We start from the raw sequence: 16087 nt of genomic DNA, 5'->3' as shown, positions 1-16087 counted from the left end.
GCTTCGCAAAGCAGGAGACGGCCAATCTGAACCATTGCCTGCTTGCGCCGGGACAGTGGGCCTTGCCGCTCGCCATCGCAACGGAAACCATTTGTTAAGGTTAACGGAAATTAGCCATATGCGAGAGGATACGGACCAACCCCTCAAACCAACGCCTCAAAACTGTGGATGACGCCGGTTTTTGCGATGCTCGCGGCTCAGTTCACTGGCGGATAGAGCGTGTCGATGATCATGCGTGCATCGTGGCGCGAATCGATCATGCCATAGGTGTTGCGCCATTGGCCGGCCAATCGCGTCTCGACGAAAGCGTCGGCGATCCGCCCTGCCCCCAGACGGCGCAATTCCGCCGCCGCAGCCGACAGAGCCAGCTGCTCGGTGAGCAGCCGAGCCGAACCTTCGTCGGTTGAAGCGACCTGCATCGCCGCCTTCAGCACGCCGATCGTGCCGCGTCCGCCGGCGCCGAGATCGCGGTCGATGCCGGCCAGCACATCCTCGAACAGGCCGGGCGCACGGCCAAGCACGCGCAGCACGTCGAGCGCCATGACATTGCCCGAGCCCTCCCAGATCGCGTTGACCGGGGCCTCGCGATAATAGCGGGCGAGCGGCGCCTCCTCGACATAGCCATTGCCGCCGAGGCACTCCATCGCCTCATAGAGCAAAGGCGGCGCGATCTTGCAGACCCAGTATTTGACGACCGGCGTCATGGCGCGGGCAAACGCCGCTTCACCGCGGTCGCTGGCCGCCTCGTCGAAGGACCGCGCCAGCCGGAACGACAGTGCGGTGGCGGCGGCGACATCGAGTGCCATGTCGGCCAGCACGCGCTGCATCAACGGCTGCTCGATCAGGGTCGAACCGAACACCTGACGATGGCGGGCATGATGAACGGCCTCGGCGAGGCCCGCGCGCATGATCGCCGACGAGGCGATGGCACAATCGAGCCGGGTGAGCGTCACCATGTCCATGATCGTCTTCACACCGGCACCGGGTTCGCCGACCATCTCGCCGATGGCATTGACGAATTCGACTTCGGAGGATGCGTTGGAACGGTTGCCGAGCTTGTCCTTCAGCCGCTGGAAGCGGAAGCCGTTGCCCGAGCCGTCACCGAGAACGCGCGGTACGAGGAAGCACGACAGCCCCTCCGGCGCCTGCGCCAGCACCAGGAAGGCATCCGACATCGGCGCCGACATGAACCATTTGTGCCCGGTCAGACGATAAAAACCGCTGCCGGCGCGTTCCGCCCTCGTCACATTGGCGCGCACATCGGTGCCGCCCTGTTTCTCGGTCATGCCCATGCCGAGCGTCAGCCCGGTTTTCTCCACCGGCGGCTTTTGGCTCTGGTCATATTTGCGCGTCGTCACGCGCGGCGCCCATTCACGAAACAGTTTCGGGCTTGCCATCAAGGCCGCCAGCGAAGCGTTGGTCATGGTGATGGGGCACAGATGCCCGGTCTCGAGCTCCGCCGTCAGATAAAACCGGGCGGCACGGACCTGATGGCGGCGGCCGATCTCGGTGTCGCCGTTTTCCCACACCGAGGAATGCAGCCCATTGGCCACGGAGCGGCGCATCAAGGCGTGATAGGCGGGATGGAACTCGACCACGTCGATGCGCCGTCCTTGGCGATCATGCGTCCTCAGCTTCGGCGTCTCGACATTGGCGAGGCGCGCCAGTTCCTGCGCCTCCTGCGTCAGCACGAAACGGCCGAGACCGTCGAGTTCCCGGCGCACCGGATCGGAAAAACGCTCCGCGAGCTGGATCAGCAACGGATCGCCCCGCCAGGCGTTGCCGCCCGTCAGCGGCGGCGGCTGGTTCGTCACGTCGTCGGTCACGCCCAATCCTTCTATCGTCAGAAAGCCACGAATCCGAGGCTGTCGGCTAGATATAGCCAAGCCATGCAGCGCGCGCGATGAAAATACCGGCCGATACAATCGGCCATCTACACGAAAAAAATGAGGAGAACGGTTCCAATGCAAAGCTGGCGCTTGCAGCCGCAAAGTCTCCACCCTATAGCAGCCCCTTGAGATGACCGACGCTTCGTCCCCCTATCCTCATCGCCATCTTCTGGGCATCCGCGACCTTTCCCCTGCCGACATCGAGCTGTTGCTCGACAGGGCGGACCGGGCGGTCGCGATCTCGCGGCAGTCCGAGAAGAAAACCTCGACGCTGCGCGGCCGCACACAGATCAACCTGTTCTATGAAGCCTCGACGCGCACGCAGTCGTCGTTCGAACTGGCCGGAAAGCGGCTTGGCGCCGATGTCATGAACATGTCGGTGGCAAGCTCTTCGGTGAAGAAGGGCGAAACGCTCATCGACACGGCGATGACGCTGAATGCCATGCGGCCCGACATATTGATCATCCGCCACCAGTCGGCCGGTGCGGCCGCGCTTCTCGCGCAGAAGGTCGGCTGCTCCGTCGTCAATGCCGGCGACGGCGCGCATGAGCACCCGACACAGGCGCTGCTCGACGCGCTGACCATCCGCCGCGCCAAAGGCCCGCTGTCGAAGCTGATCGTGGCGATCTGCGGCGACATCCTGCATTCGCGCGTGGCGCGCTCCAACATCATGCTGCTCAACGCGCTCGGCGCGCAGGTGCGCGTCGTTGCGCCGTCGACGCTGCTGCCCACTGGCATCGAGAAGATGGGCGTCATCGTCACCCGTTCGATGGCCGAAGGCCTCAAGGACGCCGATGTGGTGATGATGCTGCGCCTGCAGCGCGAGCGCATGGAAGGCGCCTTCGTGCCTTCGGTGCGCGAGTATTTCCGCTATTTCGGCCTCGATGCGGAAAAACTGAAGGCGGCCAAAGACGACGCGTTGGTGATGCACCCCGGACCGATGAACCGTGGCGTCGAGATCGCTTCGGAAATCGCCGACGGCCCGCAAAGCGTCATCCAGGAACAGGTCGAAATGGGCGTTGCTGTGCGCATGGCGGTCATGGAAGCGCTGCTCGATCCCCGTCGCAATCAAGAGGGCCGCGGCGCATGAGCATAACGGTCTTTGAGCGCGCCCGCATCGTCGACCCCTCGCGCGGCATCGACGAGATCGGCGCCGTCATCGTCGATGGCCGCAAGATCGTTGCCGCCGGCAAGGCAGCGCTCAACCAGGGCGCGCCCGAGGGCGCCATCATAATCGACTGCGCCGGCAAGGCGATCATTCCAGGCCTGGTCGATGGCCGCGTCTTCATCGGCGAACCGGGCGGCGAGCATCGCGAAACAATTGCGTCGGCGAGTGTCGCGGCGGCGGCTGGCGGCGTCACCTCCATCGTCATGATGCCCGATACCGACCCGGTGATCGACAATGTGGCGCTTGTCGAGTTCGTGCTGCGCACCGCGAAAGACACGGCGATCGTCAACGTCTTTCCGGCTGCGGCGATCACCAAGGGCCTCGACGGGCGCGAGATGACCGAGTTCGGCCTGCTGCGCGAAGCCGGCGCGGTCGCCTTCACCGATGGCCGCCACACCATACCAAGCGCGCTGGTGATGCGCCGCGCGCTGACCTATGCGCGCGACTTCGGCGCCACCATCGTGCATGAGACGCAGGATGCGGACCTCGGTTCATCCGGCGTGATGAATGAAGGCCTCTACGCCAGCTGGCTCGGCCTTTCCGGCATTCCGCGCGAGGCCGAATCCATCCCGCTGGAACGCGACCTTGCGCTGGCGCGGCTGACGCGCGGTTCGTACCATGCGGCGAAGATCTCGACGGCGATGGCGGCAAACGCTGTGACGCGCGCCAAGGCCGACGGGGCGACGGTGACGTCGGGCGTGGCGATCCACAATCTGTCGCTCAATGAAAACGATGTCGGCGAATACCGCACCTTCTTTCGCCTGACGCCGCCATTGCGTGCCGAGGAAGACCGGCTGGCGATGATCGAGGCGGTCAGGGACGGTACGATCGACATCATCGTCTCCTCGCACGATCCGCAGGATGTCGACACCAAGCGCCTGCCCTTCGCCGATGCGGCGGCCGGCGCCATCGGGTTGGAGACGCTGCTGGGCGCGGCCTTGCGGCTCTACCACAATGGCGACGTGCCGTTGCTGAGGCTGATCGAGACCCTGTCCACGGCCCCGGCAAAACTGTTCGGACTGCCCGGTGGCACGCTGAAGCCCGGCGCTGTCGCCGATCTTGCGCTTGTCGACCTCGACGAACCCTGGATCGTCAGCGAAAGCGGCATTCGTTCGCGCTCGAAAAACACCTGTTTCGAAGGTGCGCGCCTGCAAGGCAAGGTCTTGCAAACGCTGGTTGCGGGCCGCACACTGTTCTCCGTCTGAGCCGGACAACCCGCGCACCGCGCCTGATCCGGCCAAACTGGGGGAAATGCGGGGGAAACAATGACTTACAGCCTCATCCCATCGCTTGTGTTCGGCTATCTCCTGGGCTCGATTCCGTTCGGGCTTCTGCTCACCCGCGCGGCCGGCCTTGGCGATGTGCGCCAGATCGGCTCGGGCAACATCGGCGCCACCAATGTTCTGCGCACCGGCAACAAGGGCCTAGCCGCGGCGACGCTGTTGCTCGACGTGCTGAAGGGCACGGCCGCCGTGCTGATTGCTGGCTATTTCGCGCCTGACCTGGCGATCTGGGCCGGTCTCGGCGCCTTTCTCGGTCATCTCTTCCCGGTATGGCTGGGCTTCAAGGGCGGCAAGGGCGTCGCCACCTATCTCGGCGTGCTGATCGGCCTTGCCTGGCAGGTAGCGCTGATCTTCGCCGTCGTCTGGCTGGTGATGGCATTCCTCTTCCGTTATTCCTCGCTTGCGGCGCTGACGGCGGCGGTCATCGTGCCGATCGCCCTCTATGTCCTGAGCACGCCGCAAATTGCCGGATTGTTCGTGGTGATGAGCGTCATCGTTTTCATCAAGCACCGGGAAAACATTTCGCGCCTGCTTGCCGGCACCGAGGGCAAGATCGGAGCCAAGGGATGAGCGAGCCGACCGCCGGGCCGCGCCTCAGCGACCGGCAGCGGCTGAGCTGGCTACGACTGATCCGCACCCAGAATGTCGGCCCTGCCTCCTTTCGCGACCTGATCAACCGCTTCGGCTCAGCCGAAGCGGCGCTTGAAATACTGCCGGAACTGATGATTTCGGGCGGCGCCATCCGGATCGCCCGCATCCCGTCCGTTGCCGAGGCCGAGGCCGAACTGGAAACAGCTGGAAAGGCCGGCGCCCGCTTTGTCGGCATCGGTGAAGCAGACTACCCACCCCTCTTGCGCAACATGGATCATCCGCCGCCCCTGCTGGCGGTAAAGGGCAACGCAGCTGTTTTCCGGCTGCCGGGTGTCGCCATAGTCGGGGCACGCAACGCGTCGCTGGCCGGCATCAAGATGGCGCGCATGCTGGCAGCCGACCTCGGCCGCGACGGCTACGCAATCGTCTCCGGCCTGGCGCGCGGCATCGACACAGCGGCGCATCAGGGCAGTCTTGCGACCGGCACGATCGGCGTGCTGGCCGGCGGCCTCGACCAGCCTTATCCGCCTGAAAATGCAGGCCTGTGCGAAGAGATTGCCGAGCGTGGCGCCATCATTTCGGAGATGCCCTTCGGCTGGCAGCCGCGCGCTCAGGATTTTCCGCGCCGCAACCGCCTTGTCGCGGGTGCGGTCCTTGGGCTGGTGGTGGTCGAGGCAGCGCAACGCTCTGGGTCCCTGATCAGCGCCAGGCTTGCCGGCGAAATGGGCCGACTGGTCTTCGCTGTACCGGGCTCACCGCTCGATCCACGCGCCGCCGGCGCCAATGGCCTGCTCAAGGATGGCGCCACCCTGGTCACCGAGGCATCGGATATTTCCAGGGCAATCGCGCCGCTGACCGGCATGCGAGCGCCCGACGTGCCGCCGTTCGAAGAGCCGCCCGACTTCTTGGCCGCACCACCGCCCGGCGAAAGCGACCGCGCCCGCGTCATCGAGGCGCTCGGCCCGACCCCAGTGCCGGTCGACGAGATCATCCGCCATACCCGCCTGCACCCGGCCCAAGTGTTCATGGTGCTGCTGGAACTCGATCTCGCCGGCCGGCTCGAGCGCCACGCCGGAGGACATGTATCGCTGGCGTTTGGGGATTCTTGAAGGGCAGCGTCGATCCGCGATCCGTCCGCCGCATGCGCACAGGCTCTATACGAGATCCAGCGTGTTTGGATTACCTCGCTCGCGCCTGAAACGATCGGCCCATTCGAGACTGATTGAATCTCGCTGTTGTTGGATCCCGACGCTAGAATCCGGGCTGCGTTGAAGCGTCACGTCCATCATGTCCGCGACTTGGCGGACGGCATGCCGTGGGTTTGCGACTATCGACTCATATTCAAGTCTGAGAGGATCAATCCCGGTTCGTGCAAAAAACATCTCCCAACGCGCCTTTTCCCGGACCAGTGCATCGAGTTGCCTCTGAATCAGCTCGGCGTCGAACACCGATTCTTGGCTCATCGGTTGAGTCGATCGGTATTGACCGGTCTGGAGTGCCCTCGCCCAGGATATGGCCTGACCGAGAAGATCTCGCCTTGATAGAAAGACGAACCGAAGCTTCGGAAGCGCGTCGAACCAGCCTATTTCTCCTGAAATCCAATCATGCTGGTGAGCAAATATTTTCAGGCCGTATATCTTGTTGGAGGTTGCTCCCATGGTGAGAATCTTTTCGACCTGCCCGACTACATCTTCGGGAAAGTCTGGGTCGTCGAAAAATCGGCGCGCCCTCCAATTGAAATACTCGAGTGGGTGCCCGAGTACACCAGTGCCATTTAGGTGCTGGCACAGAAAATTGCTGCCGGATCTCGGCGATGTGCAAATTGCATAGCCGCGAACGCTGTCGGACACCGTCAACCTCGCCCTCGGGCTCGAAGCAACATTTTTCTTATAAACCGCGGGATTATACCGTTGTAGAGTCGTTTGCTCTCGTTGACGAAATTGGAAAGGCCCAAAAGCTCTGCATCTATTCGATGCAATGCAGCCTGGCTCTCCTGGGCAGCGCTGTTGAGCGAAGCGGAGATATCAAGGATCGGGCCAATTTTTGCAATTTCAGGTCCAACGGATTTGACCTGCTCGCCAAGCTCCATCAACGACGCGGCATTGGTCTCCAGCGTTTTTGTGTTTGATCGCAACAATTCCACAAGCGCTGCCTGGTCCGGCGAAACTTTCCATCCATGCAGCTCCTTCACGATGGCGGCCCATCTGCGCGGTGCAAGCGAAACACCGAGTTCCTCGACCCAGCACGCGGTTGCCAATGACCGCTCGTCCGCCGTCGTGTCCACTTCGACCTCGATGGCCCGACTGTAGACCCTGAGATGCTCTTCGACGAAGCGCGAAACATCAGTCATTTCACGAAAATAGGTGGAAACTTTTGCGGCGTCGCCGGCATCGAACCGCGAGATTGCCTCCATCAGAATTTCGATGGTGGTCGGTCTCGTTAGAAGACCAACCCCGAGGTTCATTTGCCGCCACGCGTCCATGTTTGCCGTATCGAGCAAGCCAGCGAAGCCGCGCGCGTCGCAGACCACGACCGAGCATCCCACCGCAGCGGCTTCAAGGGCCATGCGGGCGGTTGCAAACACGATGTCGTATTCAAGCAAATCCTTTTCGAGTTGATGGGAAAAGCGTCCTGTAGCCGGACCCAACTCATCCAGCAGAACGTTGCTTTTCGAGCAAGCTTCGCGCACCGCCTGCTGGTGTTCGAAATTCTTGGTCAGTAGCAGCCCCCTGGCGGGTCTGGAAGGCAGCGGCAGGCGGGGCTTGAAACGTTGAAGGTCGACCGCGTTGTAGATGAGGTCCAATCTATCCCCCGGTACACCGCGTGACAGGCATTTGGCCTTGCACGCTTCATCGACCGCTATCCAGCGGCGTATCTGTGGATGAAGCATGGGAGCTTCGACCTCGAAGAAAGCGCTGTGGCAGGAAAACACGGCTGGCACGTCAGGAAACCGCGCCAGCGCGGTCAGGCAAGGCGCTAAATGCTGGCCATGGATTATGTCGGGCTTTTCGACGATCTCCGCAATCCGGTCGACCACATGGTGTCCGCGGCGGCGCATTCTGTCAGCCATATCGCCAAGGGTTGGAGCCAGCACCATGGTTTGATGACCGGCACCGCGAAGTCCGTCGGCCAGCAATTCGACAACGGCTTCGGTACCACTGTTGTGCGATACGAACAGATTGGTAATGAGAATGCGCAAACGCCACCTCCTTAGCTGTTTCGCAACCGCATTGGCGGCGCGGATAATAGGTGCTAGGCAGCGTTCTTAGTTTGAAGGCATTGACCAGACAAGTTTGGACAAAATTGACCGGCGCAAACTCGATGCTGGGAAACCCTTTGATGCCTGGTCTCTTTGGATCCAAACTAAAACGCGGATGTATGCCGAGACCTGGATTGGAGCCGCCGCTTGCCCGAAAAGTTGCAATATGTGCTGATCCTTGCACATCCAGGGCATGAACTTAGGATTCATCACTGGCTTGAGCTCACGAAACCGCGAATCTACCTTTTGACGGATGGTTCAGGCGGACGCCAGTCTGCCCGAACCCAATACTCACGCGACGTGGTGGAAGCTGCTGGCGCAACCGCCGGGGCAGTGTTTGGCGATATTCCGGACGCCGCTTGGTATAAAGCGCTGTTGGCCAGGGATAGTGGCATCTTTGCCGATGTGCTGGCGAGAATCAGCGCCGATGTCCCTGATACGCAGGACGCGCAAATCGTCTCGGACGCGGTCGATGGCTACAATCCAATGCACGATCTGGCATATGCATTCGGCAATGCCCTCAACAGGCTGCTGCAAAGCACACCGCCAGGACGCAAGCAGCTTTGCTCGGCTGCGGTTCCCAACGTGCCGGGGGTTGTCGAAGTGGAAATTCAGCTGGATTCTGCTGCTCGCGCCCGAAAGATGGCTGCGGTCAAAGCCTACACGCCATTGACGGATGAAGCGCGCCAGATTTTGGAACGGGATCCGCAGTGCTTCGACAGAGAACTTCTCATCTCGCAGCACTTTGACTGGGGTGCGCCCTGGACGCCAGAGTGGGAGCGAATTGGCAAAGAGCGTGTAGCGGACAAAATTTACGACAGGTGCATTACCTACAAGGAAAATGTGCAGCCGGTTGCGCAGCAACTTGTGTCGGGAAACGACCGAAAACACACGTAACGGAGAGCCGTCCGTCATCCGGATGCATCACTGCCTTCGAACCTCTTTCGGAGACTTCCGGTGACATCACGCTTTGGCCTTTCAGCCGCCCTTGCCACGCCTTTTGATGCCTCCGGGCAGATCGCCACCGCGCTCATGGTCGCCCAGGCCAGGCGTTGCCTGGCGGAGGGGTGCACCAGTGTTACGCTTTTTGGCACCACCGGCGAAGGCGCATCGGTTGGCACCGGGGAGCGGCGGTCGGTGACCGAAGCCATGCTGGCTGCCGGCATCCTGCCGCATCAGCTTGTTGCCGGCGTGCTGGTCGATGCGGCCGAAGACGCCGCTGAGCAGGCCCGGCATGCCTTGCAGCGCGGCGCCCGCAACATTCTGCTGGCGCCGCCGAGCTACTTCAAGAATGTCGGCGACGATGGTCTTTTCGGCTGGTTTTCCACTGTCTTTGCCGTGCTCGGTCCCCTCGCCCGTGGCGTTCTGCTCTACAACATTCCGTCGGTCACCATGGTGCAGCTCTCGCTTGACCTGATCGGCCGATTGCGTACGGCTTTTCCGGATGTCATTGCGGGGGTCAAGGATTCCGGCGGGGACTGGGACTATAGCGAGGCGCTGCTCGGCGCCCATGGCGATCTGGTGATCCTGATCGGTGACGAGCGGCATCTGGCACGAGCCGTGCGAATTGGCGCTCAAGGCGCAATCTCCGGCATGGCCAATTTCGTTACCAGCGAAATCCGCGCCATGGCCGAGGACGGGCGCGACGACACACGCGTCGAGCGTTTCGTGCTCGAATTGCTCAAATATCCGGTCACGCCGGCGGTGAAGGTCATGGTGGCGCGCAAGACCGGCGACGACCGCTGGCTGGCGGTCCGCCCGCCCCTGGAGCCGATCGGTTCGCAGGGGCGACAACAGCTGGCTGACGCCTATGATGGGCTGTTTGCCAGGGAATCAGCCTGACCAGCAAAGGGATACGCGCTGAAATGGAAGACGGCAGCGAGCCGACCACGCTTAGGGAAAAAGCCTATGCCAGCTTCACGCGGCATTTGCTGGCCCGCGATCTGCTGCCGGGCCAGTTCGTATCGCAGCGCGAACTGGTCGCCTTCACCGGTCTGCCGCTCGGCGCCATTCGCGAAATCGTGCCGCGTCTCGAGGCCGAAGGGCTTCTGACGACGATCCCGCAGCGCGGCATGCAGATCGCCCATATCGACATCAGCCTGATCCGCGAGGCTTTTCAGTTCCGCCTGTTCATGGAGCGCGAAGCGGTGGCGCTGTTCACCGCCAGCGCTTCCGATGACGAACTTGCCCGCCTGCGGCGCGAACACGAGGAGATGCTGGCTCAAGCCCTTTCGCAGGCGCCGACGCCGGAAATGGAAGCCAGGGCGCAGAGCATCGACTGGGCGATGCACCACACTTTCATCGATGCGCTGGGCAACGAGATCATCGCCAAGGCCTATCTGGTCAACTCGGTGAAGATCCGGCTGATCCATCAGGAGCGCTTCCGCATCGACGGGCGCGTCGTGCCGGTCATGCGTGAGCACCTTGCGGTCATCGAAGCCATGGAAAGCCGCGACCCGCAGAAGGCGGTCGAGGCGATCAGCCTGCACATCGACAAGGCGCGCCGGCTGGCGCTGCAAATCTGAGGAAGCATGAGCCGCGTCGCGGTCGCGACGCATTCGACAACGACAGCAACCGGGAGGAAGAAATGTCGTCCAATCTGTTCAACCCAACCAGGAGGCAACTCCTCCAGGGAACCGCGGCACTTGCCGCCGCCGGCCTTGTGGGTGTTCGCCCAGGCTTTGCCGCGGCCGTCGACTGGAAGCGCTTTGCCGGCACGACGCTTGACGTCAATCTGGTGAAAAGCCCGCGCAGCGACACCCTGATAAAATATCTCGCCGAGTTCGAGGAGTTGACCGGGATCAAGGTCAATGCCGAGGCAACGCCTGAGCAGCAGCAGCGCCAGAAGACGGTGATCGAATTGAGCTCCGGCAAGCCGAGCTTCGACGTCGTGCATCTGAGCTACCATGTGCAGAAGCGGCAGTTCGAAAAAGGCGGCTGGCTTGCCGACATATCAGGCTATCTCGCCGACCCCACCCTTACCGATCCGGGTCTGGTCGAAAACGATTTCGCCGACGCCGGCATGCTGTTCGCCAAGGACGGTCAGGGCGTGCTGCGCTCGCTGCCCTTCTCGGTCGACTACTGGATCGTTTACTGGAACAAGGAGTTGTTCGAGGCCAAGGGCCTCAAATATCCCGAAACCTTCGAGCAGCTGGTGGCCGCGGCCGAGGCGCTGACCGACCCGTCGACCAATACTTACGGTTTCGTCGCCCGCGGCATCAAGAACGCCAACACGCCGGTGTGGACATCGCTCATGCTCGGCTACGACATGACGCCACTCGACGCTCAGGGCAAGCTGCGCACGACGTCGCCCGAGGCGATCGAGGCCGCCGGCCTCTACCAGCGGCTGATGACCAAATCCGCGCCTCCAGGCGTCACTGGCTTCAACTGGGCCGAAGCGCAGTCCGCCTTCCTGCAAGGCAAGATCGGCATGTGGTTCGATGGCGTCGGCTTTGCCCCGCCGATGGAAAATCCGGAAAAATCGCGGGTGGTCGGCAAGGTCGGCTATGGCGTCATGCCCAAGGGTCCCAAGGCGCACGCGGCTGGCACCTTCGGCGACGGTATCGGCGTGACGGCCACCAGCGAGAAGAAGGAGGCCGCCTATCTGTTCTGCCAGTGGGCAGTGTCGCCGGTCATGGGCGCGCGCCTGCTGCAGGCAGGCGCCGGCGTACCGTTCCGCAAATCGGTGCTCGAAGATCCAAAGGTGCGCGAAGGTGTCACCATGCCGGCAAGCTGGCTCGATGCGGTGGTCGGCTCCGGCAATGTCAGCCGGCTGTCGCTGCCGGTCATCATCCCGGTCACAGAGTTCCGCGACATCTACGGCGTGGCGCTGACCAATTTGATCGCCGGCGCCGATCCCGCCGAGGAGTTGAAGAAGGCTACCGACCAATTCCAGCCGGTCCTCGACAGGAGCGAGCAAGGCTGATGTCCGCCACCACCCCAGAACGCACCGGGGTGACGACGCAAGCCATCGAAGGGAGCCAGACGATCCGGCTGGCTCCCAACTACTGGCCTTTCGTCGTTCCGGCGCTCGTCGTCGTCGGCGCCGTGATCGTCTTTCCCTGGGCCTTCACGCTGTGGATGAGCGTCAACCGCTGGACGCTCGGCCAGTCGCGAAGCTTTGCCGGGATGGAGAATTATCTGCGGCTGGCGTACGACCAACGCTTCTGGGAATCGCTTCTCCATACGTTGAGCTACACCTTCCTTTCGGTTGCCGCGCCGATGTTGCTCGGCACCATCGCCGCCCTGATCTTCGACGCCAGGTTTCCGCTGCGTGGCCTGCTGCGCGGCGTCTTCGTGATGCCTATGATGGCAACGCCCGTCGCCGTGGCGCTGGTCTGGACGATGATGTTCCACCCCCAGCTCGGCGTCCTCAACTATCTTCTGTCGCTGGTCGGCATTCCGGCGCAGGAATGGATCTTCAACGCCAACACGGTCATCCCGTCGCTGGTTGCGGTCGAGACCTGGCAGTGGACGCCGCTGGTGATGCTGATCGTGCTCGGCGGCCTGGCGTCCGTGCCGCGCGAGCCGTTCGAAAGCGCCGAAATCGACGGCGCCAATGCCTGGCAGCAATTCCGCTATCTCACCTTGCCGATGATCGCGCCGCTCCTGATGATCGCGGTGATCATCCGCACCATCGACGCACTGAAGAGTTTCGACATCATCTACGCGATGACCCAGGGCGGGCCGGGCACGGCCTCGGAGACCATCAACATCTATCTCTACAACACCGCCTTCTCCTACTACGACATCGGCTATGGCTCGGCCATGGCCGTGGTGTTCTTCATCGTCATCGTCGCCCTGTCCTTCATCCTCCTGATGTTGCGCCAGCGCTCGCAGTGGATCGGCGTGGAGGGCAAATAGATGAGTTCACGACTGCTCAACCGGATCGGGCTGTTCTTCGCGGCCCTGGTCTTCGTCTCGCCGGCGATCCTGTTCTTCCTCTGGATGATCTCGCTGTCGCTGAAATTCGAGATCGACAACGGCGCCTATCCGCCGATCCTGATCCCCGAACATCTCGCCTGGTCGAACTATGCAAAAGTGTTCGAGGAGAACAATTTCCTGCTCTATCTCTGGAATTCGGTTCTGGTGACAGGTACGGCGACGCTTTTGGCGCTGCTGATCGGCGTGCCGGCCGGCTATGGCATCGCGCGGCTCAAGGCGGAGCGATCGGCGGTGGTCATCATGATCGCCCGCATGACGCCGGGGCTTTCCTATCTCATCCCGCTGTTCCTGCTGTTCCAATGGGTCGGCATTCTCGGCACGCTGTGGCCGCAGATCATCATCCATCTGGTGGTGACCGTGCCGATCGTCGTCTGGGTGATGATCGGCTATTTCGAGACCACCCCGATGGAACTGGAAGAGGCCGCCAACATCGACGGCGCCAGTTCCTGGCAGGTGTTCCGGCTGGTCGCCTTGCCCATCGCCAAGCCGGGCATAGTGGTCGCCTTTATCCTGTCCGTCATCTTCTCATGGAACAATTTCGTCTTCGGCGTGGTGCTCGCCAGCCGTGAGACGCGCACGCTGCCGGTCGCCGTCTACAACATGCTCTCCTACGAGCAAGTGAGCTGGGGGCCGCTCGCCGCCGCGGCCCTGGTGGTGACACTGCCGGTACTGGTCCTGACCATGTTCGCACAAAGGCAGATCGTCGCCGGACTGACCGCGGGCGCCGTCAAGGGCGGCTGAAGGCACGCTACGGCATCGCACTCTTTTTCGAGGAAAACCCAATGGCATCGGTCACAATCAACAACGTGCAAAAGGCTTTCGGAACGGCCAGGATTATCCACGATGTCAGCGTCGATATCGCTGACGGCGAGTTCGTCATCCTGGTCGGCCCGTCGGGCTGCGGGAAGTCGACGCTGCTGCGCATGATTGCCGGACTTGAAACGATCTCGGGCGGCAGGATCGCCATTGGCGATCGCACCGTCAACAATCTGCGGGCGCGCGACCGGAACATCGCCATGGTGTTCCAGAACTACGCGCTTTATCCGCACATGACGGTGGCCGACAATATGGGCTTTGCCCTCAAGATCAAGAAAGCCGATCCGGCCGACACCGCAAGCCGCGTCGGCAGGGCCGCCAGCATCCTGGGCCTCGACAAGCTGCTCGACCGCTATCCGCGCCAGCTCTCCGGCGGCCAGCGCCAGCGCGTCGCCATGGGCCGCGCCATCGTGCGCGACCCGCAAGTCTTCCTGTTCGACGAGCCGCTCAGCAATCTCGACGCCAAATTGCGCGTCCAGATGCGCGGCGAGATCAAGGCGTTGCACCAGCGGCTGGGCACCACCACCATCTACGTCACGCATGATCAGATCGAGGCCATGACCATGGCCGACAAGATCGTCGTGCTGCATGACGGCCTTGTCGAGCAGATCGGTGCGCCGCTCGACCTCTATGACCGTCCGGCCAATCTGTTCGTTGCCGGCTTCATTGGCTCGCCGGCCATGAACTTCATTGCCGGCCGCGTCGAGGAAGGCGTTTTCCGCAGCGCCAGTGGGCTGACCCTACCGTTGCCGGAAGGCATCAACCTGGCAAAAATTCCCGCGGGTGAACTCATCTACGGCATCCGTCCCGAACATATCCGAGCAACGATTTCCCAGGGTATTGCCGGCACGATCGTGCTTCTGGAAGCCACGGGTTCGGAAATCTTCGCCAGGGTCGACTGCGCCGGCGAGGAAATCTCCTGCCTATTCCGGGAGCGGCTTGCGCTAAAGCAAGGCGCGCAGATGCGCATCGAGATCGACCGCGCCTGTGCTCATCTGTTCGACGCCAAGACCGGTCGGCGATTCTAGCGCAAAGGTCTGATATCCCCGCGCAAAGGTCTCAAGCCACGGTTCGCTCTTGCCACTCGCGTCGCTTGGCAGCAATCTCGGATCAAAGAGCCGCTCATCGGGTGGATGTAGGCGTTGTTGGATGCTGCCATGACACGCGACCAGATGCTCGCCCACCTTCGATCCGCCGGCGCGGTCGCGCGCGAGGCGGCGGCGCATGGGCATCATCCCTTTGGTTGCGTGCTGGTCGGGCCGGATGACCGCGTGCTGATGCGGCAGGGCAATCTCGACACGGTGCGCCATGCCGAGACGGAGCTCGCCCGGCGCGCCGCGGCTGCCTACGAGCCGGAGTTCCTGTGGCAATGCACGCTGGTCTCAACCTTCGAGCCGTGCGCGATGTGCGCCGGCACGATGTATTGGGCCAATATCGGGCGGCTGGTTTACGGGGTAGAGGAGACCGAGCTCCTGGCGCTCACCGGGGATCACGCGGAGAATCCTACGATGAGCCTCTCTTCGCGCACCGTCCTCGGCTCCGGCCAGAAAAAGATCGAGGTCTTTGGCCCCTTCCCCGAAATCGCCGACGAGATGCTCGCACCGCACCGCGATTTCTGGAAGCGCTGACGGCTTCGTCCCGGTTGGTAAGGTCGATCAATGGCAGCAGTGACTGTCGGATCGCGGTGGGAGTCGCCGCCGCCGTTCAACAAAATCAAAGACTTGTAGAATCAACGATCCGAAGTGGGACGATCTTGTCATGCGTTGCCCGTGGCGAGATCCTTGAGAAGGGCGTGCAGGCCGTGAAAACTCGCACAGTCGCTGCTTTTTTCAAAGACTTAAAGATCCTAAGTTGCTGATATTTAACGCTAAAACAATGGTGAGCGCGATGGGATTCGAACCCATGACCTACTGATTAAAAGTCAGTTGCTCTACCGGCTGAGCTACGCGCTCCCGCGGGCGAAAGGCGGCCCTCGAAATTGCGCGGAACATAGGGAGAGTGCCTCGACCGGTCAACCGGAAAAAGAGGTCTCGCAAACACGGGCGGCTTCGCCCTGTCGCGGCACTTGTCCCACGCGCTGTCGGGGGAGAACGGCCAAGGAACGCTGCCATTTATGCCTGACAGTGGCATCCAGTCT

Annotated in this window: 15 protein-coding genes and 1 tRNA gene; 12 read left to right on the top strand and 4 right to left on the bottom strand. The window is 62.3% G+C overall.

What is annotated here, in order from left to right:
* Nucleotides 1-197: 197 nt before the first annotated feature.
* Nucleotides 198-1826, bottom strand: a complete 1629-nt coding sequence (locus AC0L2D_RS17910; protein WP_013531793.1) for a DNA alkylation response protein — start codon at nt 1824-1826, stop codon at nt 198-200.
* A 193-nt stretch (nt 1827-2019) separates the two neighbouring features.
* Here AC0L2D_RS17910 and AC0L2D_RS17905 point away from each other — a divergent pair, with 193 nt between their 5' ends.
* Genes AC0L2D_RS17905 through dprA form a run of 4 tightly spaced genes read left to right on the top strand, consistent with a single transcriptional unit; the run spans nt 2020 to nt 6040 of the window.
* Entirely contained in the window at nt 2020-2979 is a 960-nt protein-coding gene (locus AC0L2D_RS17905) for an aspartate carbamoyltransferase catalytic subunit (RefSeq protein ID WP_013531794.1), read from the top strand.
* Entirely contained in the window at nt 2976-4262 is a 1287-nt protein-coding gene (locus tag AC0L2D_RS17900; protein WP_473541714.1) for a dihydroorotase, read from the top strand. The genes AC0L2D_RS17905 and AC0L2D_RS17900 overlap by 4 nt, the downstream gene beginning before the upstream one ends.
* A gap of 60 nt (nt 4263-4322) precedes the next feature.
* Nucleotides 4323-4910, top strand: a complete 588-nt coding sequence (plsY, locus tag AC0L2D_RS17895) for a glycerol-3-phosphate 1-O-acyltransferase PlsY (RefSeq protein WP_013531796.1) — start codon at nt 4323-4325, stop codon at nt 4908-4910.
* Nucleotides 4907-6040 carry a DNA-processing protein DprA gene (dprA, locus tag AC0L2D_RS17890; RefSeq protein WP_473541712.1) on the top strand — a complete coding sequence of 378 codons (1134 nt, stop codon included), beginning with the start codon at nt 4907-4909 and terminating at the stop codon, nt 6038-6040. Before plsY ends, dprA begins: the two co-directional genes overlap by 4 nt.
* A 45-nt stretch (nt 6041-6085) precedes the next feature.
* On the opposite strand, the gene AC0L2D_RS17885 is transcribed toward dprA, so the two are convergent.
* Both AC0L2D_RS17885 and AC0L2D_RS17880 read right to left on the bottom strand, forming a co-directional pair.
* Nucleotides 6086-6781: a Stf0 family sulfotransferase gene (locus AC0L2D_RS17885; RefSeq protein WP_473541710.1), complete on the bottom strand. Its 696-nt coding sequence runs from the start codon at nt 6779-6781 to the stop codon at nt 6086-6088.
* A gap of 2 nt (nt 6782-6783) precedes the next feature.
* A complete protein-coding gene (locus AC0L2D_RS17880; protein WP_473541708.1) occupies nt 6784-8130 on the bottom strand; it encodes a glycosyltransferase in 1347 nt (448 codons plus the stop codon).
* Between the two features lie 207 nt (nt 8131-8337).
* On the opposite strand from AC0L2D_RS17880, the gene AC0L2D_RS17875 reads away from it, so the two are divergent.
* The 8 genes from AC0L2D_RS17875 to AC0L2D_RS17840 all read left to right on the top strand — a co-directional run bounded on the left by AC0L2D_RS17875 (nt 8338) and on the right by AC0L2D_RS17840 (nt 15578).
* A complete protein-coding gene (locus AC0L2D_RS17875) occupies nt 8338-9087 on the top strand; it encodes a hypothetical protein (protein ID WP_473541706.1) in 750 nt (249 codons plus the stop codon).
* Nucleotides 9088-9147: 60 nt separating this feature from the next.
* The gene (locus AC0L2D_RS17870; protein WP_473541704.1) at nt 9148-10032 is read left to right on the top strand and encodes a dihydrodipicolinate synthase family protein; all 885 of its coding nucleotides are present in this window, start codon (nt 9148-9150) and stop codon (nt 10030-10032) included.
* 23 nt (nt 10033-10055) lie between these two features.
* On the top strand, nt 10056-10715 hold the full coding sequence (locus tag AC0L2D_RS17865) for a GntR family transcriptional regulator (protein WP_473541702.1): 660 nt from the start codon (nt 10056-10058) through the stop codon (nt 10713-10715).
* Between the two features lie 62 nt (nt 10716-10777).
* Nucleotides 10778-12115, top strand: coding sequence for an ABC transporter substrate-binding protein (locus AC0L2D_RS17860; protein ID WP_027161536.1), 1338 nt, complete (start codon nt 10778-10780; stop codon nt 12113-12115).
* Complete coding sequence (locus tag AC0L2D_RS17855) at nt 12115-13053, top strand: carbohydrate ABC transporter permease (protein WP_473541700.1); 939 nt, start codon at nt 12115-12117, stop codon at nt 13051-13053. The genes AC0L2D_RS17860 and AC0L2D_RS17855 overlap by 1 nt, the downstream gene beginning before the upstream one ends.
* Nucleotides 13054-13875, top strand: a complete 822-nt coding sequence (locus AC0L2D_RS17850) for a carbohydrate ABC transporter permease (protein WP_013531802.1) — start codon at nt 13054-13056, stop codon at nt 13873-13875. It abuts the gene before it with no gap.
* A gap of 41 nt (nt 13876-13916) precedes the next feature.
* On the top strand, nt 13917-14978 hold the full coding sequence (locus tag AC0L2D_RS17845) for an ABC transporter ATP-binding protein (protein WP_275953089.1): 1062 nt from the start codon (nt 13917-13919) through the stop codon (nt 14976-14978).
* 129 nt (nt 14979-15107) lie between these two features.
* Nucleotides 15108-15578, top strand: a complete 471-nt coding sequence (locus AC0L2D_RS17840) for a nucleoside deaminase (RefSeq protein ID WP_275953090.1) — start codon at nt 15108-15110, stop codon at nt 15576-15578.
* Between the two features lie 248 nt (nt 15579-15826).
* Here the strand turns inward: AC0L2D_RS17840 and AC0L2D_RS17835 are convergent.
* Nucleotides 15827-15902, bottom strand: a tRNA-Lys gene (locus tag AC0L2D_RS17835).
* Between the last annotated feature and the right edge of the window lie 185 nt (nt 15903-16087).

The sequence above is a fragment of the Mesorhizobium sp. WSM4833 genome (assembly GCF_055811095.1).
The sequence above is the reverse complement of the archived record's forward strand: the minus strand, read 5'-3'. Positions and strand labels throughout refer to the sequence as shown.

Excerpts from the sequence above, each read along its gene's own strand:
- AC0L2D_RS17850 (WP_013531802.1), top strand. The coding sequence starts at position 13,054 with ATGAGTTCACGACTGCTCAACCGGATCGGGCTGTTCTTCGCGGCCCTG.
- AC0L2D_RS17860 (WP_027161536.1), top strand. The coding sequence starts at position 10,778 with ATGTCGTCCAATCTGTTCAACCCAACCAGGAGGCAACTCCTCCAGGGA.
- AC0L2D_RS17865 (WP_473541702.1), top strand. The coding sequence starts at position 10,056 with ATGGAAGACGGCAGCGAGCCGACCACGCTTAGGGAAAAAGCCTATGCC.
- AC0L2D_RS17905 (WP_013531794.1), top strand. The coding sequence starts at position 2,020 with ATGACCGACGCTTCGTCCCCCTATCCTCATCGCCATCTTCTGGGCATC.
- dprA (WP_473541712.1), top strand. The coding sequence starts at position 4,907 with ATGAGCGAGCCGACCGCCGGGCCGCGCCTCAGCGACCGGCAGCGGCTG.
- AC0L2D_RS17855 (WP_473541700.1), top strand. The coding sequence starts at position 12,115 with ATGTCCGCCACCACCCCAGAACGCACCGGGGTGACGACGCAAGCCATC.
- plsY (WP_013531796.1), top strand. The coding sequence starts at position 4,323 with ATGACTTACAGCCTCATCCCATCGCTTGTGTTCGGCTATCTCCTGGGC.
- AC0L2D_RS17845 (WP_275953089.1), top strand. The coding sequence starts at position 13,917 with ATGGCATCGGTCACAATCAACAACGTGCAAAAGGCTTTCGGAACGGCC.
- AC0L2D_RS17840 (WP_275953090.1), top strand. The coding sequence starts at position 15,108 with ATGACACGCGACCAGATGCTCGCCCACCTTCGATCCGCCGGCGCGGTC.
- AC0L2D_RS17900 (WP_473541714.1), top strand. The coding sequence starts at position 2,976 with ATGAGCATAACGGTCTTTGAGCGCGCCCGCATCGTCGACCCCTCGCGC.